We start from the raw sequence: 25,686 nt of genomic DNA on the forward strand, positions 1-25,686 counted from the left end.
TCAAAAAAACGCCCCAACTTAATGGGACGTTTTTATTTTTGTTATAATTTGCTCTCTGCCAGTATTCTCTGTGGCTCGGCAAGCATTTGCTTTGCTTCCACAAGGGTCTGCCTTATCTCGTCATTATCATAAACCATCATGAGCTGCTGAGCCTGATTGAGGGCTTCTCTACCCATTTCCACCTGATACTGATAAAGGCTGTCGAGCCTTGCGGCTGCCTTTGTTTCAAGGTCCTGATAAACTGTCTTTATATCCTTGACGATATTATTTCTGATATCGTCATAGTTTTCAAGAGCGATATCAATTATATCGGTCTGCTTTTTCTTTTTAAGGATAAGGCTGAAAACTGACATTGTGGCAGGAGGAAAGGTTTCGCTGGTGCCAAAAAGCTGAACGCCCATAACAGAACGTGTTACGTTCTTGTTCAGGGAGGTCATTATCATTTCCACTGACGGAGCCTTTGCCGCCTTTGAAAGATCGTCTATGCCAAGAGCGGAGGCAAGCTCTCTGCCTGTACCTTCCACTATCTCGGCTATCCTATCTCTATGGCTCTCGATACAATTTCGATATGCTTCGCCCACCTTTTCCATAAGGAACGAATAGAAATGCTTTTCTATATCCTCAGAGCTGTAAAGGTCGTTTCCGTCTGCGTCTTTTCCACGGCAATCCAAAATGCTTGCTCTCAACTTTGAGAAGAACTCATACATCCAAGCTTCGGCTTCCTGCTGCATTTCGATAATAGAAAGGTGCAAAGCAGGCTTTTTCTCCTCAAGAGCCTTTGAAAGCTTTTCACACTGCTCGTCAAACTCTTTTGCTCTGTCGGCAAGCTTCTGCTTGTCAAGCTCTGCCATATCGCTTATAAGTCTAAGCTTTGCGGCTGTTTCGTCGCACATCTGCGAAAGCATTGTAAGAACACGCTTTGAACGTATAACGTCCTTCTGCATGATTATATCACGCTGCAAAGACAGCTCGAACTGGAAAAACTGAGTTTCGTAAAACTCTCTTGTACCCTTGTCCAGCGGTCTTTCTCTGCCAAGCTTTCGGCTAAGCTCGTCTGCACCGCTTATGCCGTATACGATAGCGTTAGGCACTATCCTCTCGGATATGTTTCTCACACGCTTTAGTATTTTATCAGCGTCCTTCTGAGAGTTCATTGCGTCTATCATATTCACGAGGATATAGAGCATACCAAATCGCTGAGGCTGGACATGGCTTGCAAGAAACAACTGCTCGCTTTCAGAAAAAGGCAGCAGGCATGATGCCGCATACATGATAGCGTCGGCATTGACAATATAATCCATTACCTGTTTGTCAAGGCTCTCCAAGTCAGAAAGGCCTGGGGTATCCACTATCCTTATCTCTTTGAGTATAGGGGCGTTGTCCTTTATCTGAACATAGCTTATTTTTGCAGGGAAAAGCTTCATTCTCTGCTCAAGCTTTTCTCTTGTGATATCCTCCAGCGACAGTGGCACTCTCATGCCGTTTTCAAGGATAGCTTCCACATACTGTGTATGGCCGAAAGATATCTCGTTTATAGTATAAGTTTCAGGTGTAACGTTTATAGGTGCAAGCTCCTTGCCCAGCAGGGCGTTTATAATGGTGCTTTTTCCCCTTTTGAACTCGCCAAGTATGACCAGCGTGAAAGGCTCTTCGCTTTTTTTCTCGATAAGAGCTTCCCAATCGTTCATTTCGCTGACAAAATCCTTGCCGAGCATTTTCGCTATCTTTTCATTTTCAACAAAGGCTTTAAGAGCGGTCTTTACCTGTGCAATATTCTGCTCCGCTGTATTGATATTAGCACTATCCACCTATCACGCCTCCGTTTCCGATTATAATACTGCTGCGCACATCACATATCTGACCTGAAACAAGGTGTCTGTCAGAATCCTCTGCGTCGCCACGCCATTCATAAAGAACTGAGCAATACAGAAACTCAGTAGCTGCGACAACAAGCTTTTCAAGCTCGCTCATAGTATTATCTGTTTTCAGATTTCTTGAAGAAACTGCATGGACGCTCTCAGCCTTTTTGATAAGTCCGTCGGTATCCATATTCTTCTGCTGTCTGCCATAGAAGTCGATATAGCCCTTGTTATAAAGCCCTGTTATGACGCTTATGAACATTCCCGGCTTATCGAGGCAGATAATGCCTGCTCTGTTTGCAGTTATATCAGCATACTTCACCCACTGAACAAGCGCTGTATAAAGCTGATTGTTCACAGTCTGCTTATATGACCTTTCAACTGGTCTGTAAGTATACTTATTGTAATTGAGATATGTAAATGCCATATTATAGGCACAATGATTGTTCTGTATTCTTCCACACTCGCAGCCTATAAGGAACATAAGCTCCTCCTTGCTGCACATTTCCACTACCTGCTTTGAAAGCACGATACAAGGCTCGATGATATCGCTTGCCACAGAGTAGACCTGTGCTTTATCCATATCCCCTCTGACAAAGACGATAGGCACAACAAGCTCTAGCCGCTCGGCACACTTCTTCACAATGTCATAGATATCAGGATATTTCAGCGGGCCAACCTGCTCGCACTTAAGAAACAAGTGCTTTGCTTCGGCAGAAACGTCCTGCGAGCCTGCTGCCTTGACGAGCTTTCCCCAGCCCCCAAGTCCCATTATCTTCTGCCTTACGGCAAAGTCGGACTCAAAAGCATAGTCAAGCACGCCGTCAACTATATGGTTCTGATAGCTTCTTGTATAAGCGTTCAAATATGTGCGGAAGCTTGTGTCAATCTGTAGCAGCGGATTTTCCCTTTCCGTTGTATTTGTACTCATGACCTGTCCTCCCTTGATCTTAAAATAATATTTTTATATGACCGTCAGCTTTCCATAGCTTCGGTAAGCACACGTCTTACCTGATATGCTTCCTGAACTATAGCGCTTGCGCTCTCGGCAATATCATGGAGACGTTCCATTTCCTTCTGAGAAATGTTGCTCTTTTCTGTTTTAAGATCATTAAGATTATCAAGTGTTTCCTGAGTATCACGGAGGATTATCTCTGTTTCGCTCTCGATCTTGCCCTTCAGACCCTCAAATGCTGAGAATACCTGACGGCGGACAGTTTCAGTGAAGTCATTATTAAGCTTCATTTCGTGGAACTGCTTTCTCACCTGAGTTTTAAAGTTTGACTTATACTTATCTATTCTTTCCTTAACAAGTATCTTATCAACGGCAAAGTTTGAAGTAAAAGTACCTGCAATGCCTGCAAGAGCCATAAGGCAGAGGGTCACTGGCAGGGTAGCGGTGATGCCAAAGAAGCCTGCAAAGAATATAGCAGTATAATAAGTAGCATAAAATCCTGCAAAGCCTGTTGCTCCGCCCAAAAGTGCGCCCTTTACGCCAGACTCTCTAAAGCCCAGGAACAATCCTCCGACGCCGTAAGAGCCGATAGCAACGCCGATTATCTTATCCATTACGCCGCCGTTCTTTGAAACTCTGTCGGAGATAGTGAACATCTGCTGTATCTTTGTAACGGACTCGAAGAACTCGTCCTCAAATTCCTGAAGTCTTTCAGCCTCACAGGAAACAGCGAAGTTTATGCTGTTCTGTATCTGCTCGCAGATTATCTGCGCTCTTGCCTCTATGCTCTCCTTTATTTTCTCGGTGAGCTTTGCGGTAACGAGCTTGAGCTGGTCTTTCTTGAAATCGTCAGAGGACATCTGGAAGTTGTCTATAACCTCCATAGCTGTCTGCTCGATGTTTGTCCAATAGCTGTCCAGAACTGGCTGCAGGTCATTGAACACCTGATTTGCGGCATCGTTGATCTTGACAAATTCCTGTCTTTTCTTATTTCTTATCTCGCCTATCTCTTTGATAGCCTCGTCATACTTTTCCATGAACTCATCGTTAGCCATCATGAGTGCGTTTTCCTGCATAACAACGCTTCTAAGTATCTCAGTACCCGAATTTGTTATCTTATTTGCAAGGATCTGCAATGCGATAACGCCACGCTCTTTTGTGAGCATGGTTTCAAGAGCCTTTTCAAACTCAGGGAAGTTACTCTTTTCAAGGGCTTCCTTATCCCCAGTTTCCTTGGCATTAAGAGCCTGCTTTGCATAAACGCCGATAACTCTCGGAGTTCCTATCTTTCTTTTATAGACCGCAAACTCACGGGAATCCTCGCCCATGACCTTTTTAGCCTTTTCCATAACGTATTTTCCGATACGTCCTCTTACAGTTTCGACTATCTTGTTCTCGTCTGCCTGTGAGAAAGTACCGAAGCAGTTTACAACAAAGATAATTCTTCCCACGTCAGAAGTAAGCATTTTCTTTTCAAGAAACTCTTTCTCAAACTGTGAGAAAGGGGAGTTTGCACTGATAACGAAAACGGCTGCGTCTATTTTCGGCAGGATAGACAGAGTAACGTTGGTCATCTGGTCATCGTCGTTAAGACCCGGAGTGTCTATGATATCCACGTTGTTCTTACAGAACTCGGTATCATAATAAACAGTGGCTTCCTTGACAGTTTCGGCTCTTTCCTCCGACTCTGCTGTAAGCTTTGTTACATAGTCCTCCAGCTTATTTATATCCACCCTTTCACTTTTGCCGTTTTTGTATTCCACCTGCACATACGGCTCTTCGCTATATGTAACTCTGTTAAGGGTAGCCGTTGCAGGCAGCACGTCAGCAGGAAGTACCTCCTGACCCAGCATTGCGTTGATAAGGGTACTCTTTCCTCTCTTGAACTCGCCCACTATAGCGACCTCAAAATGCTCCTCGGCAGTTTTCTCCAATGTTTCCCGAATAGATTCCGCAGTATTGACAAGAGCGATCTCCTCGCTCAATCCAAGCAGCGATTTCAGGTTCTCTGTAAGACCCTTTACCGTTTCCTTATAGGACGCATAGCTGCCGTAATCAATTTGCTTTTTCATTACAAGCCTCCGTTCCTCGTTTCTAAGGCAAACCTTGCATGGCATTGCCTTGAGGTAATATCTATACTATATTCCATTCATTTCCGCTGTGACACAATAAATATTACCGTGACATTATTTTAATTATAACATATTATTAAAACATAAGTCAAGAATTTACTTATAACAAGTACAAAAAACTACCCTTTTGTACAAATCAGCGTACACATAATATACATTTTGCACAATATGTGAGCAAAGGCACAAAAAAACGCCCAGAAAATCGGGGCGCTATTTTATCGAGGATGTGCTAAACAAATCTTTTATATGTAGGGGCGAACAGTGTTCGCCCGTTATTTGACTCATTTTTTCAACGGACTTATATCATGCTTTTTGAGGCATTGACATCAATTCTGTCCGTAATATGCGTTCTTTCCGTGCTTTCTAAGGAAGTGCTTGTCAAGAAGCTCCTGCTGCATATGACCTATCTCAGGGTTCAGCATCATTGCGTGGAAGTTCATGAACGCAGCCTCTTCAAGGACAACTGCGTTATGGACAGCCTCTGCTGCGTCCTTTCCCCATGTAAAGGGGCCATGGCTTTTTACCAGAACGGCAGGTATCTGAGTTGCGTCAAGACCCTTGAAAGCCTCGATTATAACAGTGCCTGTTTCCTTTTCATACTCACCTGCAATCTCCTCAGGGGTCATTGCTCTTGTGCATGGTATCTCGCCGTAAAAATAATCTGCGTGAGTTGTGCCCATTGGTATTATGCCCTTTCCTGCCTGAGCAAAAGATGTTGCCCAGCGGCTGTGGGTATGTACTATTCCGCCGATATCAAAGGCTTTGTAAAGCTCCAAATGTGTTGGAGTATCGCTGGAAGGCTTATATTTTCCCTCTACAACCTTGCCGCTTTCAAGATCAACTACCACCATATCATCGGCTGTCATGCCCTCATAAGGCACGCCTGAGGGCTTTATGACTACAAGGCCCTTTTCTCTGTCGATAGCAGAAACATTTCCCCATGTGAATGTGACAAGTCCATATTTCGGCAGAAGCAGATTTGCTTCGCACACCTGTTGTTTTAATTCTTCAAGCATAAAATTCTCCTTTCTCTGATTTGGTAAATGCACCTTTTGTCTGCTCATTTTCCGTCCAAGTGAATAGCTCACCGACAGTTTGAGTGGGCAGGTGGGCGACCTCAGATCGCCACTACGATTTATATATGAATTTCTATGATTTTTTCAGAACTGTGCGTTTTTTTCTGCCGCCAATCCCTTTTTATATCTTTTTAAGAATTTTTTATAGCCCTCTGAGCCTGTCTGCTCAGGCTGAGAAGTTGTCACTTCCATATCAGCGAACACCTTTTTGTCAAGGAAGTCTGCAAGCTTTTCGCCATTTGAAAGCTCCATATACGCCGCAAGGATAGCCATGCCCCATGCTCCTCCTTCGCCTGCTGTTTTCATTACTGAAACAGGGGTAGAAAGTGCGTCTGCCATAAGCTGTGAAGCCACTCCGCTGACCTTGAAAAGTCCGCCGTGACCTGTTATCTTTTCTGCCTTTACCTGCTCTTTATCAAAAAGTATATCCATGCCTATTTTCAGTGCGGTGAAAGAAGAATAAAGCTGTGCTCTGAAAAAGCTGCCCAAGGTCAAAGTGCTGTCGGGAGTGCGGAAATACATTGGTCTGCCCTCGTCAAGCTTTATAACAGGTTCACCCGAAAGACAGTTATAGGCTGTCACGCCACCGCATGAGCTGTCGGCTGTCATGGCATTTTTATAGAGAGTTTCATAAAGCCTGCTCTTGTCTATCTCATTGCCTGTGAGCTTTGCGAACTCACCGAACATATTCACCCATGCGTCAAGCTCTGAACAGCAGTTATTGCAATGCACCATTGCCACAGGCGAGCCGTCAGGGGTGGTAACAACGTCTATCTCCTCGTAAACACCGTTAAGTGGCTTTTCAAGGACGAGCATTGCAAATATGGAAGTGCCTGCGGAGATGTTTCCGGTCTTTTTCAGCACGCTGTCCGTTGCCACCATGCCTGTGCCTGCGTCACCCTCAGGCGGGCAGACCGGCACGCCTGCTTTGAGGCGTCCCTCCGGGTCAAGGAACTTTGCGCCCTCTTCTGTAAGGACAGCGCCCTTTTCTCCTGCATTTCTCACAGCAGGGAGGATATCTTTCAGCTTATGGTCAAAGCCTTTTTCAGCAAGGCTTTTTTCTGTAAGCTCGCAATACTCTTTTTTGTATCCTATGCCCTCCACAGGGAAGATACCTGAAGCTTCGCCAACGCCAACTTCAAAGCGGTCTGTGAGCCTTTTATGCACATAGCCTGCAAGGGTATTGATATAAGCGATATAAGGAACATGGGCTTCTTTGTTAAGCACCGCCTGATAAAGATGTGCGATGCTCCAACGCTGTGGGATATTGAAGCCCAGCAATTTTGTAAGCTCTCCTGCCGCCTGAGCTGTCATGGTATTGCGCCATGTTCTGAAAGGCACAAGAAGCTTGTCATTCTTATCAAAAGCCATATAGCCGTGCATCATAGCAGAAATACCCATTGCACCGTATGTTTCAGGATAAATGCCATACTGTGCCTTTACGTTTTCTGCAAGGTCTTTATAGCAGGCTTGTATGCCCCCGTGGATATCATCAAGAGAATATGTCCAACAGCCGTTCTCAAAGCGGTTTTCCCACTGCTTCGACCCTGATGCGATAACAGAAAAGCTATCGTCTATAAGAACAGCCTTTATTCTTGTTGAGCCAAGTTCTATGCCAAGATATGTTCTTCCCTGCAAAATTTTATCTTTTACTGTCATTTTTGACTCTCCTTATAGTCCTTATCTCATTGTCACAACTACAACGGAGCATTTTGGTAGGTCTATCTCAAAGCCCTTTTCTGTCATTTTCGCACTGTACTCTTTTGGTGCGACCTTATCACAGTTATCAAAATCATTATAGTCCCTTACTTCATTGTCAAGTATCCTGCACTCAATGTTCTGATAATTTTCTCCTGCTATATCACAGCAGATATGAGCGTCATCATCTATAGAGCAGTTCGCTATAGTGACAGTGAGAACGCCGTCCTTTACTGAGGCAGATTGTGATATCATCGGGATCTTTCCGCCTGCCTGACAATTGTTGGCATAGCTGTAGCAAAGCTCGCCTCCCTGATGAGTTTTGAAAAGATCAAAGACGTGATAGGTAGGCGTCTTTACCATTTTCTCGCCCTCTGTGAGGATAAGAGACTGCAAAACGTTCACAGCCTGCGCAAGATTTGCCATTACTACCTTGTCGCTGTGGTTATTGAAGATGTTCAAATTGCAAGCCGCCACGATAGCGTCACGCATTGTGTTCTGCTGATAGAGGAAACCTGGGTTTGTGCCCTCCTCAACGTCATACCAACAGCCCCACTCGTCAACTATAAGACCTATCTTACCCTCTGGATCACGGCGTGACATTATCTCGCTGTGACGTTTTATAAGCTCGTCCATATATAGAGTTTTTGATATGGTTTCGTAATACTCCTCGTCTGAAAACTCAGTTGCACTGCCCTTTTTGTTCCAATCTCCTGTAGGAACGGTGTAATAGTGCAAAGAGATAGCCTTTGTGTGCCACTCCCCAAGGTTTGACATTACAACGTCCGTCCAGTTATAATCGTTGGAATTTGGTCCGCAGGCAATTTTGTAAAGCTCATTGCCGCTGAAATTCTTGCAAAAGCTCTGATATCTTCTGTATTCATCACAGTAATACTCAGGGCGCATCGAGCCGCCGCAGCCCCAGTTTTCGTTGCCTATACCAAGATATTTAAGCTTCCAAGGCTTTTCTCTGCCGTTTTTTCTTCTCAGGTCAGCCATAGGCGAAACACCGTCAAAGGTGATATATTCTATCCACTCGGAAAGCTCCTGAACAGTGCCGCTTCCGAGATTTCCTGCAAGATACGGCTCACAGCCTATCTCCTCGCACAGGTCAAAGAACTCATTTGTGCCGAAAGAGTTATCCTCTGTCACGCCGCCCCAATTGGTGTTTATCATTTTCTTGCGCTGTGTTTTTTCGCCTATGCCGTCCTTCCAATGATACTCGTCAGCAAAGCAGCCTCCCGGCCAGCGGAGAACAGGCATTTTTATCTCCTTGAAAGCTTCGATAACGTCTTTTCTTACACCTTTTATGTTCGGTATCTCAGAATTTTCGCCAACGTACATTCCATTATAGATACATCTGCCGAGATGTTCGGAGAAGTGTCCGTATATCTCCGGGTTGATGTGGGAACGTTTGTCTGCGGTATTGATAAGCATTGAAATATTCTTCATTGTGACCTCCTAAAAGTATATGATTTTAGTTTCAATTATATTTTATCACTTGACAAAAAAACAACAATGATATATCCTATTATTATACTGATACATCATACGAAATTAGAAAGGAAAAACCTATGGAACTTCACGCTTTGGGACTAAACTACAGCCATGACGGGTCTTTTGATATACGCCGTCCAAACGGTTCGGGGGATAATCTTCTGCTTATATTCAAATCCTCTGCGGTGGTGCGTTTGCACGGCAGGGAATACTCAGTTTCTCCTGACAGCGCAATACTATACAAAAAAGGCACTGAGCAGATATATCGTGCCTGCAAGGGTTTTTACATAAACCACTGGCTTCATTTTGATTGCGACGATACGCTCACCCGTGACTATTCACTCCCATATGATACGATTTTTATGTTATCAGACGCAGAGAAAACTGAGGATATCTTATCCACCATAAGCAGACTCAGCTTATCTGAAAGCGGCAGGCGTGAGGATTATATCGAGCTTATGCTCAGAATGCTGCTCATAAGACTTGGAGAGGAATATTCTCTCAGCAAGAGCGGTCAGCCGCCAAGAAAGCGCAGTCACTACGCTGACGCACTTGAGCGGCTCAGGGCTGACATCTACAGCTCCCCCTCCGGGAGCAGGAACATTGCCGATATGGCGAAAACTCTCAGCGTAAGCCCCTCCCACTTTCAGTATCTTTACACCTCACGTTTCGGTGTGAGCTGTTATGAGGATATACTCTGTGCAAGAATGAAAAACGCTGAATACTATCTTCTCAGCACTGACATGACAGTGAAAAACATTGCCGCCGTATGCGGATACGAAAATGACGTGCATTTCATGCGGCAGTTCAAACGCAGATACAACATGACCCCCTCCCAGTTTCGGCTAAAAAACAAGAAATAGGCATATGCAAAAAGCGGACGAAAAGAATTCGTCCGCTTTTGTTCTGTCAAATATCTATTAAAAGGCTGGCGACCAAATGTCGCCCCTGCAAAACAGCTTAATCTTCTATCTCATACTGATCTTCAATGACAACAGGGTGGCCGTCCTCGGTCATTATCATATCCCCTGCACTGCACTGAACAGCCGTTTGCTCTGCGGTTATGTCATTGGGTTTGAGTTTGAATCTTATTGCCTGCTTGCAGTTTTCTATCTCAACATATGTATGCTTTCCGCCTGACTCTCCGTCCAGCGTCCAAGGAACTTCATTCACGCTTGTGAATGTGACCTTTGAGGTCTTGAAAGTCACAAAATGCTTATCGTTGAGCTTATTAAGCACTGCTTCATTTATGGTGTTGCTCAGCTCGATAGCGTTCTTAGGGGTCTTTACCAGAACCACCTCGAAAAGTCCGTCGTCAAAACACACCCCGGAAGCAATAAGCTTTTTCATTCCGCCCACTGAGATAGTGTTTGAGATAAGACCGAGTATAAAGCTTCCTTCTATTACCTCGCCGTCATGCTCCACTCTCATTTGCTGACCTGTTATCTTTGAAAGCCTTTTTATCCCCTCTGCCACATATGCGGCATGACCAAACTTGTTTTTCATCGTTTGTGAGGTTTCATAAGAAACGTCAGTGAAGGCGCCAAAGCCTGCTACATACACAAAATACTGACCGTTGAACTTACCAACGTCATAATCAAAATACACGCCGTCAACTATCTCCCTTGCGGCGTCAAGCATTTTTTTCGGTATGCTCAAAGACTGCGCACAATCATTTGTTGAACCGGCAGGAATATATCCAAGCGGTATTTTCTTATCAAATGTCATCATTGCCTTGACAGCCTCAGACAATGTTCCGTCACCGCCTGATGTGACTATCATGTCATAATCCTGACCGCACTGGCAAAGCTTGTTATAGCCGTCAAGCTTAGCCTGCGTAGGGTATGTGACTACCTCATAGCCGCCCTTTGTAAAAATATCCACAATGTCGCAAAGGTTATCTTTTATCTGTCCCTTGCCAGCATGGGGGTTGAACACAAAAAGCAATTTTTTCATTTTCCCAGCCCCTTTTCGTTTTTCAAATTCCTATTATTCTACTTTTTATCTATCTTTCTTACACACTTTTTACATAGAGAATTATACCACAAATTTCACAAAAGTCAAGTATTATTGTGACAGCCGTCAAAAAGTCGTCAACAATCACAAACAAATTGTCAGCCAAACCACGAAGGTGACAAAGATAATAAGAGCAAAACATATAAAATAAGCAATACGGATAAACGGGTGATCGCTGTTCGCCCCTACATATAGAAATCAAGATCATCGCCGCAGGCGATACCTTAATTCCTCATTCCTCACTCCTCATTCCTCACTAAAAAAATCAGTCTTTCGCTTCGTACCAGCTTCTGCCGCTGTTTACGTCCACTGTCATTGGCACAGCAAGCTTTACAGCGTTCTCCATTTCATCTTTGAGTATCTTTTCGGCTCTATCCTTGTCTTTTTCAGCCGCTTCTATAATAAGCTCGTCATGCACCTGCAAAATAAGCCTTGCGTCAAGATCTTCTTCTCTGAGCTTTTTGTATACTCTTACCATTGCTATCTTTATGATATCAGCCGCAGCACCTTGGATAGGTGCGTTCATTGCCGCCCTCTTTCCAAAAGCCTGCAAGACCTTGTTTGAAGCAGAAAGCTCAGGGATATATCTTCTTCTGCCGAAAAGGGTGGTGACATAGCCGTTTTTTATGCCGTCATCAACTGTCTTATCCATAAATTCAGATACTTTCGGGAAGTTGTCAAGATAATTCTTGATGTATCTTTTTGCTTCCGCAACGGTCACGCCAATATCTTTCGACAAAGAAAATGCTCCTATGCCATAGATTATACCAAAGTTTACAGCCTTTGCCGCACTTCTCATTTCAGGGGTGACAAAATCCTCAGGGATATCAAAGACCTGTGCCGCCGTTGAGGTATGGATATCTCTGCCCTCTGAGAAAGCTTCCTGCATATTTTTGTCACCGCACACGGAAGCAAGCACTCTAAGCTCGATCTGGCTGTAGTCAGCGTCAAGAAGAGTATAGCCGTCCTCGGCAACAAAGAATTTACGCATATTCCTGCCTATCTCTTTTCTCACGGGGATATTTTGCATATTAGGCTCGGTGGAAGATATCCTGCCTGTTCTTGTTTCGGTCTGCTTGAAAACAGAATGAACTCTGCCGTCAGGGTGGATAAGCTTCAAAAGTCCGTCAACATAGGTGGAATTGAGCTTTGTGAGTGTGCGGTATTCAACGATAAGAGGCACGATAGGGTGCTTGTCCATAAGGCTTTCAAGAACGTCCGCATTAGTGGAATAGCCAGACTTTGTTTTCTTCTTTGCAGGCAGACCCAAGTCCTCGAAAAGCACCTCCCCAAGCTGTTTTGTGGAAGCTATATTGAACTCCTTGCCTGCATACATATATATCTGCGAAGTAAGCTCGTCTATCTTTATTTTCAAGTCCTCACCGAAAGCCTTTATGCCCTCTGCGTCAGCCTTTACACCGTAAAACTCCATTGAAGCAAGCACTTCGCAAAGTGGCATTTCGATATCGTCGAATAGCTTTGTCATTTCTGTCATTTCAAGCTGTTTTTCCAGATTTTCACTAAGAGCAGGCAGGCTTGAAAGGTCTGCATATTCCCCCATATCAGAGCGGTAAAGGCACTTATATGAAAGACAAAGATTTTCCGCTGTATACTCGCTTGACTGTGAATTGAGAAGATATCCTGCAAGGTCACAGCAGAAAGTGAGGTTTTCAAGGTGAGTGCCATTTGAGAACGCAAACTTATGGGCAGTTTTGCCCTCAAAGGTTATTTTTTCGCAGGCTGTTCCCATGAAAGCTGTGATAATTGCATTGTCCTCGGTGGTGTAGATAACATCGTTACAGAGGATAGAAAGTTTATTGTCGGCAAAGATAAAATACACTGTTTTGTCCTTGCCGAGAACAGATATAACGCTCTCATCAAGTGGCTTGACCTCAAACTTAGGCAGGTCGGAAAACTTTAGCTTGCTTTCCTGCACTGCGCTGTCTGCGCTTTCCACAGCTTTTCCGCTAAGACCCAATCTGTCTATAAGGCGCATCATTTCAAGGTCGGCAAGGAGAGCCTTTGTTTTCTCGGTATCAACCTCGCCCAGCTTATAAAACTCTGTAGCTTTCTCAACAGGGGCTTCAAGACATATTTCGGCAAGGAAGCGGCTGTCTATAGCGTCCTGATGACCATTTTCAAGCTTTGTGCGCACAGACGGGGTAAGCTTGATATCTGCGAGGTGTTCATAAAGGGTCTTGACATCGCCCTCCTGCTTGATAAGGGAAAGGGCGGTCTTTTCGCCAATGCCCTTTACGCCTGAGATATTGTCTGAGGTATCTCCCATAAGAGCCTTTACCTCTATCATCTGACGAGGGGTAACGCCATATTCTTCCATTATCCTGTCAGGGGTATATATCTTTGTTTCCTTTGTGGTGGCAAGGCGCACTGTCACACGGTCGGAAACGAGCTGAAAGCTGTCCCTGTCACCAGTGAGGATATAGCACTCGTTGCCTGAATCTGCGGCGGCTTTTGAGAGCGTACCGAGAATATCGTCTGCTTCATAGCCCTCGCACTGTACTATCTTTATACCAAGGTCGCCCAAAAGCTCTTTTATCACAGGCATCTGCTGAGCAAGCTCCTCAGGCATACCCTTTCGGTTGGCTTTGTAGGCGGCATTTGCCTTGTGTCTGAAAGTAGGGGCTTTAAGGTCGAAAGCCACTGCCACGCAGTCAGGCTTTACCTCGCCTATCTCCTTGAGGTAAATATTCATAAACCCCGTAAGGGCATTCGTGAACTGTCCCTTTGAATTTGACAGCAGCTTTATTCCGTAAAAAGCCCTGTTCATTATGCTGTTTCCGTCTATGGCTAGTAGTTTCATTCTAGTCCAAGCACCTCCGCTTTATTGTTCTCATTTCTTGGATTATACTCGTCAACGTCCCACTTGATAGGGTTATTGTGTATGTATTTTGAAATTGCTATATATTCTTTTTGGTTTCTGATGATATGGTCATAATATGAACGCTGAAAAATATTAAAACCAATATCCTTATTTATAAATCTTTTCAACATTGACACATACTGTGGAACTATCTCGTTTGTAGGGGACGGCGCCCTCGACGTCCCGCTGACTCCCGCACCGATTTTCAGTATAAAATGGATATGATTTGGCATTATGACATATTGCAATATCTTTTTGTCATCATAGACACTGTTTGCTCTGTGGATATTATCTCTGATAATTTTACCAAAGCTTGAAAGATAGACCTTTCCGACAGCGTGTGCGCAACATAACGGGACGTCGGTGGCGCCGTCCCCTACATCTGTTGCCCACAACAACTCGTTTTTGTGGACAGTACATATGGTAATAAAATAAAGTCCATTTTTTGAATAATCATAATTGTCAAGTCTTATGATTTTCCTTACAGGTTTATCCATAAGATTATTCCGAAATCTTATCCAGCGACAGCGTTGCTATGCCGTTAAGGCTTTCGTCTGCTCGTCTGCCTGCAAGATAGTCAAAATATCCCTGACAGGCTATCATTGCACCGTTGTCGCCGCAGTATTTGAACTCAGGCATATAAAGCTTATAGCCACGCTTGTCACAGGCTTTTTGAAGCTTCTCTCTTACCCCTGAGTTTGCCGAAACGCCGCCTGCAAGCCCTATGGTAGTATACCCAAGATCTTTTGCGGCAAGCATTGCTTTGTCTACAAGAATGTCGGATATGGTGTTCTGAAACGAAGCCGCCATATCGTTCACATTGACAGTTTCGCCCTTTTGTGCGGCATTATGCACAAGGTTTATAACGGCAGTTTTTAGTCCGCTGAAAGAGAAGTCATATTCACTGCCCTGCACCTTTGGGTGAGAGAGCTTATAGGCATTAGGATCACCTGACTTTGCGGCATTGTCGATAAACTTTCCGCCCGGATACTCAAAGCCCAATGTTCTCGCTACCTTGTCAAAGCACTCGCCTGCGGCATCATCTCTTGTTCTGCCTATAACATGATATCTTGAATAATCAAGCACCTCTACAATATGTGAATGTCCTCCTGACACGACCAAGCAAAGATAAGGCGGTTTAAGCTCAGGGTGGGAGATATAATTTGCGGCAATGTGACCTGCGATATGGTGAACAGGCACAAGAGGCTTGCCTGCACTCATTGCAAGTCCCTTTGCAAAGCTCACTCCCACGAGAAGTGCTCCGATAAGTCCCGGGGCATAGGTCACTGCAACAGCGTCGATATCGTCCATTGTGCAGTTTGCTTCTTCAAGAGCGGCTTTTGTTACCCATGTTATGTTCTCCGCATGGCGGCGTGAGGCTATCTCAGGCACAACTCCACCATAAAGCCTGTGTTCGTCTATCTGACTTGCAACTATATTTGAAAGCACCGTTTTTCCGTCCTCCACAACAGAGCAGGCTGTTTCATCGCAGGAGCTTTCTATTCCTAAAATCTTCATTTTATTACCCTCTTTTTATTTCGTAAATATAAGCATATCATATACATTTAATAAGCAGACAAATTGGAGCAAGCGGGCGAACAAAGGTCGCCCCTACGAAAAAATAATCATCGCCGCAGGCGATACCTTAATTCCTCACTTTTCAAGGAAGTCCGTATATTCTCTTCATTTCAGCCGAGTTTCCCCCGTCTGCGGAACGCACATACAACGGCTTTTCTATCTGCACAAAAGGCTTTCCGCCCTTTTTGCCCTCAACGAGAATAAGCCATGGGGGACACTCTGGGTTTTTGTGAACTGTCCGCAAACGCTTCGGCTCGATGCCACTGGCTCTCATTGCCGTCATTATATCGCATAAGCGCTCGGGGCGGTTGCATATGCAAAGCCTGCCACCGAATTTCAGATTTTTCTTTGCACATCTGCACACGTCATCAATAGTGCAGAGCATTTCATGCCGTGCGATAGAAACCGCTTCGCTGTCATTTTTTGCACCTGTGTTGTTTATCTTGTAGGGCGGATTGCAAGTGATAAGGTCAAGCTCTTTTTCGCTTCGCCAATCATTCAAGTCGCCCAAAACAGGCTGGATAGTATCTATTTTCGACCTCTCAAGAGATACTTTAAGCTGTTCGTGAGCCTTTTCCTGTATCTCAACAGCATATATCTTCTGCGGCTTGTAAAATTTGTGCAGAAGAAGCGCTATTATGCCGCTTCCTGTGCAAAGGTCTGCGCAGATATCCTTGTGCCGTCCTGCTGAAAAATCCGCAAGCAGAAAGGCGTCAGTACCAAAACGGTGTTCGTCAGATATACATATCTCAATGCCCTCGCCCAAGGACTCAAATGTAAAATCGTTATATGTCATTTATTTCTCCATTTTCAGTGGGTTGAAGTGCCATTAAAACAGCATTTTCCGTGGGGGCGGTGTAGAAATTTTTTCTCATGCCTACCCTCTCAAAGCCCAATTTTTCGTAAAAGCTTATAGCCCCAAGGTTTGACTCCCGCACTTCAAGATACCATTTTTCAGCCTTTGCGGCATTGTATGCGCTGTCAAAAAGGGCTTTTGCAATGCCCATTCTGCGGAACTTCTCCAAAACGCCTATATTGTTTATCTCAGCTTCTCCGCAGACGCACCACACACTTATAAAGCCTGCGGCTTCGCCATTACAAAGGGCAAGAAACGATATATCGTCAGAGTTTGAAAGCTGTTTTTTGTAGGTTTCAAAACTCCAAGCTTCGGGCAGAATTTTCGCCGCAGTTTGTGAAAAAAGCTGTACGTTTTCCTCTGAAAGAGGCACAATGGTCACATCTGCCACCTTATTCGCCCTCTATTTTCGTGCCAACAAGGCAATACGCCTTGCAGTCGCTCAGAATTTTGACTTTTACATCATGGAAGCCACGCTCTCTAGCCATTGAACGCACCTGCTGAGGAGTGAACTTGTCAAAACCTGTGTCGCAGTACGGGAGCTTATCAAGGTAGCCCTTTGTATAGAATGTGCAGATAAAATTGCCGCCGTCTTTGAGAACTCGCCTTACCTCGTCAAGAACTTTTGCGGTGTCCTCCCAGAAATAAATGGTGTTCACAGTGTAAACAGTGTCAAAAAAATCATCGTTATAAGGAAGCTCCTCAGCTTTTCCCTGCTGTAAGATCACCTTGTTGGTATTCACTCCGTCACGGTTTTTTCGCTTGGCTTTTTCCACCATATCCGCAGAAATGTCAACGCCATAGAATTTAGCGTTTATATTCTTGCTAAGCTTTTTGATAGTCACACCGTTTCCAAAGCCTATATCCAATATCCTTGCACCGTCAAGCTTGCAGACAAATTTTTTCACCGCTCTGTAGTGCTCTGCATTGAAAAAATTCATGAATTTTGCACAGGCTATACCGCCCAATCCCTCTGGATTAGCACACTGTCCGCCTATGTATTCTTTTATGCTCATAAAATCACCTCAAAAATCTAAATTAATATATAATATACAAATTGCGAAAGCCAACGGGCGAACAATGTTCGCCCCTACGAGAAATGATAATCGCCGCAGGCGATACCTTAATTCCTCATTCCTCACTCCTCATTCCTCATTTAAACAAGAGTCCGTAAAGCTCCCCCTTAGAAAATCCAGTCGCCTTTGCTATCTCACGGCAGGCGTCAGCGCCACGCATCCCCTTTTCCACAAGGGCTTTTACCTGCTCCAGCGCTTCTTCGATATTCTCCACAGGGCAAAGCTCGTCCTCTTTTGCACCCTCGATAACAAGCACAAATTCGCCCTTTGGCTTGTTGGCTTCATAATATTCCACAGCCTGCGCAAGGGTGGTGCGGAAAACTTCTTCGTGTATCTTTGTAAGCTCCCTGCAAAGAGATATTCTTCTGTCACCAAAATATTCCAGCATATCCTTCAAAGTGTAGATGAGCTTGTGGGGGGCTTCATAGAAAATGAGGGTATTGGTGCAGTTTTTCACCGAGGCAAGATGATTTAATCTTTGCTTCTTGGTGGTTGACAAAAAGCCCTCGAACTGAAATCTTGCAGTGTCAAGTCCACTTATGGCAAGTGCTGATACCACCGCTGACGGACCTGGTACTACCTCCACTTTAACACCGTTTTCAGCGCACAGCTTCACAAGAAGCTCCCCAGGGTCTGAAATGCAGGGCATACCAGCGTCTGTGACGATAGCGGCGTTCTCGCCTGCCATTATCCTGTTCAAAATGCTCTCGCCCACCTGTTTTGCATTGTGTTCGTGATAGCTCACAAGTGGCGTTTTTATGTCAAAATAATTGAGAAGCTTTGCGGTAACTCTTGTGTCCTCTGCACAGATAAAATCAGCCTTTTCCAGGGTCTCAACTGCACGATATGTCATATCTCCAAGGTTGCCTATAGGCGTTCCTACTACGGATAAAATTCCCATTGTTTATTCTCCTAACTCGTTTGCAAGTATGTGGTCTATCATCTCATAAAGGTCAGAAATGGTATTAAGCCCACCGCACTGCGCTCTTAGCCTTGCAGAGCCTTTCAGCCCTTTAACATACCATGCGCAGTTTTTTCTGGCTTCTTTCATGCCCTGACGTTCGCCCTTGTATTTGCATATAAGCTCGCAGTGCTTTTTCATCACTGCCATTTTTTCTTCTATGCTCACCTCAGGAAGCTTTTCCCCTGTTTCAAGATAATGCTTCACGTCACGGAAAACCCATGGTCTGCCGTAGCTTCCTCTGCCTATCATCGCAAGGTCACAGCCAGTCTGCTCATACATTGCCTTTGCGCTTTCTCCGTCAACAACGTCGCCGTTGCCTATAACGGGTATCTTAACGTTGGCTTTTACCTGCTTTATTATATCCCAATCGGCTTTGCCTGAATAAAACTGCGTTCTCGTCCTGCCGTGACAGGTGACGGCGCTTGCCCCTGCCTGCTCCATGAGCTTTGCAAACTTCACTGCATTTATGCTGTTTTCGTCCCAGCCTGCACGAAATTTCACTGTAACAGGGCAGTTTGCGTTTTTTACCACCTCTCTGCATATCTCTGCCGCAGTATCAGGAAGCTTCATAAGTGCAGAGCCGCTACCATTGCCTACTATCTTAGGCACAGGACAGCCCATGTTTATATCAATGATATCAGGGGAATAATCGTTGAGCTTATAAGCCGCTTTTCCCATATAATAAGGGTCTTCCCCAAAAAGCTGCAAAGCATAGGGGCGTTCCTCTTTCTCAATCTCGCAAAGACGTGCAGTCTTTTTGTCGCCAAAGCACAGACCCTTCGATGATATCATCTCGCTCACAAGATATGACGCACCATACTCTTTGCACATAAGGCGATATGATTTATCTGCCACCGACGCCATGGGTGCTAATGCGGCGGTCTTTTCTATTTCAACGTTTCCGATAAAAAAACTGTTCATCAAGTCAAATTCTCCTAATATGTTCCAATACACGAATAGTCATAGCGATACTATTTTATTATAGCACAATGCGTGATTTTTTGCAACGATAAAAAGCCATATAACTACACAAAGTAATAAATCGCTGAAACGCCTTGACATTTGCGGAATTTTGCTATAAAATATAATGGTAGTATTATATTTTGTATAAGGAGAATGTTTCATGAATAATTCTGAAAAAACCATGGATAAGATCGTGGCTCTCTGTAAAAACAGAGGCTTTGTATACCCTGGAAGCGAGATCTACGGCGGTCTTGCAAACACTTGGGACTACGGTCCGCTTGGCGTTGAGCTGAAAACTAACATCAAGAACGCTTGGAGAAAGAAGTTCATTCAGGAGAACAAGTACAACGTTGGCCTTGACTCCGCTATTCTTATGAATCCGCAGACTTGGGTGGCTTCAGGTCACATCGGCGGATTCTCTGACCCTCTTATGGACTGCAAGGACTGTAAGACACGTCACAGAGCGGACAACCTTATCGAAGATTTCGACGGCACTAACGTTGCAGGCTGGACAAACGAGCAGATGATGGACTACATCAAGGAAAAGCAGATCCCATGCCCAGATTGCGGCAGCCACAATTTCACTGATATCCGTCAGTTCAACCTTATGTTCAAGACATTTCAGGGTGTAACTGAGGACTCAAAGTCTGAGCTTTATCTGCGTCCTGAAACTGCACAGGGCATCTTTGTAAACTTTGCAAATATCCAGAGAACAACAAGAAAGAAAGTACCTTTCGGTGTTGCACAGGTAGGTAAGTCATTCAGAAACGAGATCACTCCGGGTAACTTTATTTTCCGTGTTCGTGAGTTTGAGCAGATGGAGCTTGAGTTCTTCTGCAAGCCTGGCACAGACCTTGAGTGGTTCAACTACTGGAGAGGATTCTGTAAGGATTGGCTCCTTAGCCTTAACATCAAGGAAGAAAACCTTCGTCTGAGAGATCATTCACCTGAGGAGCTTTGCTTCTATTCAAAGGCTACAACTGACTTTGAGTATCTCTTCCCATTTGGCTGGGGCGAGCTTTGGGGCGTTGCCGACAGAACTGATTATGACCTTAATCAGCACATCAAGACAAGCGGTAAGAGCCTTGATTACTTTGACCCTGAAACAAACGAGAGATATGTTCCATACGTTATCGAGCCTTCCCTTGGCGTTGAGAGATTGTTCCTGACAGTTGTTTGCGAAGCATACGACGAAGAGAACATCGGCACAGAGGAGAAGCCTGACGTTAGAACTGTTATGCGTTTCCACCCTGCACTTGCTCCTTTCAAGGCTTGCGTTCTTCCGCTTTCCAAGAAGCTCAGCGAGCAGGCAGGCGAGCTTTATGCAGAGCTTTCAAAGCACTTCCTTGTTGACTATGACGAGGCAGGTTCTATCGGTAAGAGATATCGCCGTCAGGACGAGATCGGTACACCATTCTGCATCACATATGACTTTGATTCTGTTGAGGACGGCTGTGTAACAGTAAGAGACAGAGATACAATGGAGCAGGAGCGTATCAAGATCGACGAGCTGGTAGCTTATATCGAAAAGAAGATAGCTTTCTAGTAAAATAAAGATCTTTGCGGGCGAACGGTTTGTTCGCCCGTTTTTTATGCCCGTTTTTACAATAAAAAGCTTTACAAAATTGGCGAGTTGTGATATAATATGTTTGTATATTTTTACGAAAGGACGTCCTTGCCATAAAAAATATATTTGACTCACATTGTCACTATGACGATCACGCTTTCGATGAGGACAGATACGAAGTCCTTGACAGGCTTCTTTGCGACCCTGACTCTCCTGTAGACAAGGTCTGCCACGCTGCAACAGACGAAAGATCGTCTTTGTTCGGAATTGAAACTGCGAAAAAATATGAGAATTTCTATACCTCTGTGGGCTTTCACCCTGAGTGTATGGATACTCTTCCTGAAAATTATATGCAGGTGCTTGACGAGCTTTATTTGAAAGCCTGCTCTACTCACAAGCTTGTTGCGGTCGGTGAGATAGGGCTTGACTATCATTATGAGGGATATGACAAAGAAAGACAGATAAAGCTTTTTGACAAGCAGGTGGAATATGCTGTGAAGAAAAGTCTGCCTGTTATAGTTCACTGCCGTGAAGCCACTCAGGACTGCCTTGACGTGCTGAACAAATATGCGCCGTCAGGTGTAGTTCACTGCTTTTCAGGCTCGGCGGAGACCGCAGAGATAGTGCTTGGGCTTGGTATGTACATCGGGTTTACAGGTGCGCTTGCTTTTAAAAATGCTAAAAAAGCCAGACGTGCTCTTGAAGTTGTCCCAATGGACAGGCTTCTTCTTGAAACGGACTGCCCTTACATGGCGCCCCCTCCTTACAGAGGACAGAGGTGCGAAAGCCCTATGATAGAAGAAGTGGCAAAGGTCGTGGCTGAGATAAAAAAACTTGATCCGCAGGAAGTGCTTGACATTACAAATAGAAACGCTTGCCGCCTGTTCGGGATCGAATATGAGAAAGGATAAGAGAACAAAATGACAGAAACTATGTATGTAGTAATACCATGCTACAATGAGGAACAAATGTTGCCTATCACAGCGGAAGCGCTTATAAAAAAGTTCGATGAGCTGAAGGCAGAAGGTCGCATCGCACAGAACAGCAAGGTCATGTTCGTTGACGACGGCTCAAAGGACAAAACGTGGGAGATAATACAGAAGCTCCACGAAGCAAGCCCTGTTTTCACAGGTCTTAAGCTCTCAAGAAACAAAGGTCATCAGAACGCACTGCTGGCCGGTCTTATGACGGCGAGAAACTATGCTGATATCGTTGTTTCCATGGACGCTGACTTGCAGGACGATATAAACGCTATTGACGGCTTCCTTGATAAGAGGGCAGAGGGCTGTGATATTGTTTACGGCGTTCGTTCATCGAGAGAAAAGGATACCGCTTTCAAACGTGGAACTGCTCAGGCATATTACAAGCTTTTGGAGCATATGGGCGTTGAGATAACATATAATCACGCTGATTACAGACTTATGAGTAAAAGGGCTATAGACGCTCTGGCAGAGTTTAAGGAAGTAAATCTGTTTCTGAGAGGTCTTGTGCCTATGGTCGGCTTCAAGAGCGACATCGTTAAGTATGTAAGAAACGAGCGTGTGGCGGGCGAATCTAAATATCCGCTGAAAAAAATGCTTTCCTTTGCAGTTGAGGGAATAACCTCACTTTCTGTAAAGCCTATAAGATTTATCACCACTATCGGTATAATAGTATTTTTAGTATCACTTATAATGCTTATATATTTCCTTATAACATGGGCAGTGGGACACACTGTTCAGGGCTGGGCTTCAACTATCACGTCTATATGGGCGATAGGCGGACTTCAGCTTTTGGCTATAGGCATTATCGGAGAATATATAGGCAAGATCTATTTGGAAACAAAGGCTAGACCTAAATTTATAATCGAAACAAATCTTGAAGAAACAGACAAGGAGTAATTAAAAATGGCAGAACTCAAGGCTAACAATCAGAAACCAAATTTCGACAACAACCCTAAGCTTATAGAAGCTATCGCAGAAATGAGAAAGAATTTCTGTGCCGAAACTCAAAACAAGGTAATAAACACAGCACTTGCCTGCACATTTCTCGTGCCTGCAATGGTAGAAAAGACAACAGAGCTTGTTGCCGACGCTGAAAACCATGTTAATTTTGAGGACAAGAGCAAGGCTAAGTTCATTCTTCTCAACAACAACAAAACAAACGGCACATTTTTCCCTGTTTTCACTTCCCCTGAGGAGGCTAAAAAACTTCAGTATGACAAGCCATTCCAGAGCTTTGCAATGAGATTTCAGGATATAGCTGCTCTCACTGAGCAGACGCCAAAGGTACAGGGATTTGTTGTAAACCCATTTGGCGAGAACCTTCCTTTCACTCAGGAAATGCTTGAGTCTATCAAGCAGACTCTCATAAGAGTAGCAAAGGAGCGCAAGGCGGCTAAAGAAGCTGCTGAAAATGGCGAAGCTCCTGACATTGCTGTTACAAACAACGAAACAGCAGAGTAAGATACTTAAGCATATCGGAGGACGGACTGTGTCCGTCCTCTTTTTTTACCTGTCTATAAAAATCTAATTACAGAAGTCCGTGTCTTATTTTTACGAAAACTATGCTTAATATAGTTGACAAAGATCATGCCGTGTGTTATAATTGTAGTAATATGGTGGGAAATAAAGCGTGTTATTTGTGCAGTGTTCACTATCACGCACCACGCAAAAGACTAAAAGATTCTGCTTTTAGAAATTTTTTTCGTGATCTGAGGGAGTATATATGGCTAACGAAACTGAGCTTGAAAAAATTGACCGTGCTGCCGAATACTTTGAAAGATATTTTGAGTTTGAGGACGCTGTAACGGTCAGCAAGGAAAACAAGGAATATCTCAAAACCTATATCCATGACAACGACTATGTTGTCAAAAACTTCAATATAAAAAATAAGATCGTTAAGGCTGTGGGCATAAGTGCGGCTATCGGCGTGGCGGCTTTCCTGCTGCTGTGGCTGCTCCTTGGCACAAAGCTTATTATAGTGGGCATTATTGCAGGTGCACTTATTTTTATCGGTGTAGGCGTTTTCGGTATCGCTCTCAACAAATACAGACTTACTGCTGCTGAACAGAAGCAGGTTGAAGTGAACGAGGGCATAAACGAACAGATAATAATGCTTGATGACAGAATAAAGCAGGTAGAACGTCAGAGAGATGATTATTACAAGGCTCTTGAAAAGAGAGTGCCTTTCATGTCACTTGACTATATGAAGAACGTTCAGCAGATAAAACAGTTTCTTGTGGACGGCAAGGCTGACACCTGCGAGGAAGCTGTGGATATGTTCGAGGAGTCCATGCTTTTACAGCAGATGACGGATATCATGACAAAGAGCGAAACTATCGAACCTGTCAAGGACGATAAGGAACGTTTCGGCGACCCTTTGAAGATAATAAAGGAAAACAAGAAGAAACGCAAAAAGGAAAAGAAAGCAAAAAAATACAAAAAGTAACTTTCGACCGCAGCAGCATTTTACGCCGCTGCGGTCTTTCTGTGAAGATCCACAATTTGCTATAGATAGGATAATGTATGAACGAGAAAAAAGATATTCTGACAAAAACATGGGTAGTGGCTGTCCTTGCGTCCATATGCTGTATGCTGTGGGGAAGTGCATTTTCCTGCGTGAAAATAGGCTACAGCCTTATGAACATAACCACCAATGACAGCGGCTCTCAGCTTGTGTTTGGGGGCATAAGATTTTTTGTGGCAGGGCTAATGGCTCTTGCCATGGGAAGCGGAGCGGAGAGAAAAATTCTCCTGCCAACAAAGACTTCCATACCAAAGATCATGATAATAAGCCTTTTTCAGACAATTTTGCAGTATTTTTTCTACTACATAGGTCTTGCCCACACAACGGGGGTAAAGGCAGCGATAATAGTTGGGGCGAACGTTTTTATTGCGATACTTGTGTCATCGCTTTTATACAAGCTTGAAAAGCTCACCGCTGTGAAAATAGCAGGCTGTATACTTGGATTTTCGGGTATCATTGTTATAAATCTCGGGGGACTTTCTGGGGTAAGCTTTAACTTTCTCGGGGACGGATTTATTTTTCTTTGCACCTGTGCATACGCTTTTTCATCGGTATATATGAAGCGCTATTCCGAAACAGAAGACCCTGTTATGCTTAGCGGCTGGCAGTTCGTTTTCGGTGGAGCAGTTCTCACTGTCATAGGCTTTTTAATGGGCGGCAGGCTTGGTCACATGAGCGCAAAGGCTTTTTTGATGCTTTTGTATCTTGCCTTTGTATCAGCGGCGGCATATTCTCTGTGGGCAGTGCTTTTGAAGCACAACCCTGTTTCAAAGGTGGCGATTTTCGGCTTTATGAACCCTGTGTGCGGAGTGCTGCTTTCAACTATCCTGCTTGGTGAAAAAGGCATTTTTGGCGTTCAGGGGATAGCCGCACTTATCCTTGTATGCTCGGGTATCTTTATTGTTCAGAGAAAAGGGAACAAATAATATTGTAACTATGCTCATATGCTTTTGCATATGAGCTTTTTTATTCAAAATCGTTCTAAAGACTGTTTAAAATGTTGATTTTTATATGTAGCTGTGTTATAATGAATTGTGTATGGTTTTTTACCAATATATTAT

The 25,686-nt window shown here is 44.2% G+C and carries 22 protein-coding genes; 7 read left to right on the plus strand and 15 right to left on the minus strand.

The window, feature by feature from the left end; all coding sequences use genetic code 11:
* Window positions 1–41 precede the first annotated feature (41 nt).
* The 6 genes from OCV57_RS08230 to OCV57_RS08255 form a co-directional block, all read right to left on the minus strand.
* The gene (locus tag OCV57_RS08230) at window positions 42–1,808 is read right to left on the minus strand and encodes a dynamin family protein (protein ID WP_242989576.1); all 1,767 of its coding nucleotides are present in this window, start codon (window positions 1,806–1,808) and stop codon (window positions 42–44) included.
* On the minus strand, window positions 1,801–2,790 hold the full coding sequence (locus OCV57_RS08235) for a M48 family metalloprotease (RefSeq protein WP_022287149.1): 990 nt from the start codon (window positions 2,788–2,790) through the stop codon (window positions 1,801–1,803). Before OCV57_RS08235 ends, OCV57_RS08230 begins: the two co-directional genes overlap by 8 nt.
* Window positions 2,791–2,834: 44 nt before the next feature.
* Window positions 2,835–4,886, minus strand: coding sequence for a dynamin family protein (locus OCV57_RS08240; RefSeq protein ID WP_038673497.1), 2,052 nt, complete (start codon window positions 4,884–4,886; stop codon window positions 2,835–2,837).
* Between the two features lie 386 nt (window positions 4,887–5,272).
* A complete protein-coding gene (gene araD / locus OCV57_RS08245) occupies window positions 5,273–5,962 on the minus strand; it encodes an L-ribulose-5-phosphate 4-epimerase (RefSeq protein WP_038672739.1) in 690 nt (229 codons plus the stop codon).
* A 144-nt stretch (window positions 5,963–6,106) separates the two neighbouring features.
* The gene (locus OCV57_RS08250; protein WP_267301117.1) at window positions 6,107–7,681 is read right to left on the minus strand and encodes a xylulokinase; all 1,575 of its coding nucleotides are present in this window, start codon (window positions 7,679–7,681) and stop codon (window positions 6,107–6,109) included.
* A 21-nt stretch (window positions 7,682–7,702) separates the two neighbouring features.
* Window positions 7,703–9,172 (minus strand): alpha-N-arabinofuranosidase, encoded by a 1,470-nt coding sequence (locus OCV57_RS08255; protein ID WP_267301118.1) that lies wholly within the window; start codon window positions 9,170–9,172, stop codon window positions 7,703–7,705.
* A gap of 122 nt (window positions 9,173–9,294) precedes the next feature.
* On the opposite strand from OCV57_RS08255, the gene OCV57_RS08260 reads away from it, so the two are divergent.
* Window positions 9,295–10,080, plus strand: coding sequence for a helix-turn-helix domain-containing protein (locus OCV57_RS08260; RefSeq protein ID WP_022287153.1), 786 nt, complete (start codon window positions 9,295–9,297; stop codon window positions 10,078–10,080).
* A gap of 97 nt (window positions 10,081–10,177) precedes the next feature.
* On the opposite strand, the gene OCV57_RS08265 is transcribed toward OCV57_RS08260, so the two are convergent.
* From OCV57_RS08265 to dusB, 9 genes are all read right to left on the minus strand, one after another.
* The gene (locus tag OCV57_RS08265; RefSeq protein ID WP_267301119.1) at window positions 10,178–11,173 is read right to left on the minus strand and encodes a diacylglycerol/lipid kinase family protein; all 996 of its coding nucleotides are present in this window, start codon (window positions 11,171–11,173) and stop codon (window positions 10,178–10,180) included.
* A 325-nt stretch (window positions 11,174–11,498) separates the two neighbouring features.
* A complete protein-coding gene (polA, locus tag OCV57_RS08270; RefSeq protein ID WP_267301120.1) occupies window positions 11,499–14,054 on the minus strand; it encodes a DNA polymerase I in 2,556 nt (851 codons plus the stop codon).
* Window positions 14,051–14,611: a transposase gene (locus OCV57_RS08275; RefSeq protein WP_267301121.1), complete on the minus strand. Its 561-nt coding sequence runs from the start codon at window positions 14,609–14,611 to the stop codon at window positions 14,051–14,053. The genes polA and OCV57_RS08275 overlap by 4 nt, the downstream gene beginning before the upstream one ends.
* A gap of 4 nt (window positions 14,612–14,615) precedes the next feature.
* Window positions 14,616–15,632 carry a tRNA (adenosine(37)-N6)-threonylcarbamoyltransferase complex transferase subunit TsaD gene (gene tsaD / locus OCV57_RS08280; RefSeq protein WP_267301122.1) on the minus strand — a complete coding sequence of 339 codons (1,017 nt, stop codon included), beginning with the start codon at window positions 15,630–15,632 and terminating at the stop codon, window positions 14,616–14,618.
* Between the two features lie 142 nt (window positions 15,633–15,774).
* On the minus strand, window positions 15,775–16,488 hold the full coding sequence (locus OCV57_RS08285) for a tRNA1(Val) (adenine(37)-N6)-methyltransferase (RefSeq protein ID WP_117927319.1): 714 nt from the start codon (window positions 16,486–16,488) through the stop codon (window positions 15,775–15,777).
* Complete coding sequence (rimI, locus tag OCV57_RS08290) at window positions 16,478–16,939, minus strand: ribosomal protein S18-alanine N-acetyltransferase (protein WP_267301123.1); 462 nt, start codon at window positions 16,937–16,939, stop codon at window positions 16,478–16,480. The genes OCV57_RS08285 and rimI overlap by 11 nt, the downstream gene beginning before the upstream one ends.
* A gap of 1 nt (window position 16,940) precedes the next feature.
* The gene (locus OCV57_RS08295; protein ID WP_118163711.1) at window positions 16,941–17,564 is read right to left on the minus strand and encodes a class I SAM-dependent methyltransferase; all 624 of its coding nucleotides are present in this window, start codon (window positions 17,562–17,564) and stop codon (window positions 16,941–16,943) included.
* 136 nt (window positions 17,565–17,700) lie between these two features.
* Complete coding sequence (gene rsmI, locus OCV57_RS08300; RefSeq protein ID WP_117863667.1) at window positions 17,701–18,525, minus strand: 16S rRNA (cytidine(1402)-2'-O)-methyltransferase; 825 nt, start codon at window positions 18,523–18,525, stop codon at window positions 17,701–17,703.
* A 3-nt stretch (window positions 18,526–18,528) separates the two neighbouring features.
* The gene (gene dusB / locus OCV57_RS08305) at window positions 18,529–19,509 is read right to left on the minus strand and encodes a tRNA dihydrouridine synthase DusB (protein WP_267301124.1); all 981 of its coding nucleotides are present in this window, start codon (window positions 19,507–19,509) and stop codon (window positions 18,529–18,531) included.
* 202 nt (window positions 19,510–19,711) lie between these two features.
* On the opposite strand from dusB, the gene OCV57_RS08310 reads away from it, so the two are divergent.
* From OCV57_RS08310 to OCV57_RS08335, 6 genes are all read left to right on the plus strand, one after another.
* Window positions 19,712–21,097: a glycine--tRNA ligase gene (locus tag OCV57_RS08310; RefSeq protein ID WP_046439559.1), complete on the plus strand. Its 1,386-nt coding sequence runs from the start codon at window positions 19,712–19,714 to the stop codon at window positions 21,095–21,097.
* A gap of 143 nt (window positions 21,098–21,240) precedes the next feature.
* Window positions 21,241–22,029 (plus strand): TatD family hydrolase, encoded by a 789-nt coding sequence (locus OCV57_RS08315; RefSeq protein ID WP_317245356.1) that lies wholly within the window; start codon window positions 21,241–21,243, stop codon window positions 22,027–22,029.
* Between the two features lie 9 nt (window positions 22,030–22,038).
* Complete coding sequence (locus OCV57_RS08320) at window positions 22,039–22,998, plus strand: glycosyltransferase family 2 protein (RefSeq protein ID WP_117892096.1); 960 nt, start codon at window positions 22,039–22,041, stop codon at window positions 22,996–22,998.
* Window positions 22,999–23,004: 6 nt separating this feature from the next.
* Window positions 23,005–23,562, plus strand: a complete 558-nt coding sequence (locus OCV57_RS08325) for an SseB family protein (protein WP_022287165.1) — start codon at window positions 23,005–23,007, stop codon at window positions 23,560–23,562.
* A gap of 262 nt (window positions 23,563–23,824) precedes the next feature.
* Window positions 23,825–24,547, plus strand: coding sequence for a hypothetical protein (locus tag OCV57_RS08330; RefSeq protein WP_267301125.1), 723 nt, complete (start codon window positions 23,825–23,827; stop codon window positions 24,545–24,547).
* Window positions 24,548–24,624: 77 nt separating this feature from the next.
* On the plus strand, window positions 24,625–25,551 hold the full coding sequence (locus OCV57_RS08335) for a DMT family transporter (protein WP_267301127.1): 927 nt from the start codon (window positions 24,625–24,627) through the stop codon (window positions 25,549–25,551).
* Window positions 25,552–25,686 lie beyond the last annotated feature (135 nt).

Origin of the sequence: Hominimerdicola aceti (genome assembly GCF_025567495.1) — a bacterium.
Taxonomy (GTDB): domain Bacteria; phylum Bacillota; class Clostridia; order Oscillospirales; family Ruminococcaceae; genus Hominimerdicola; species Hominimerdicola aceti.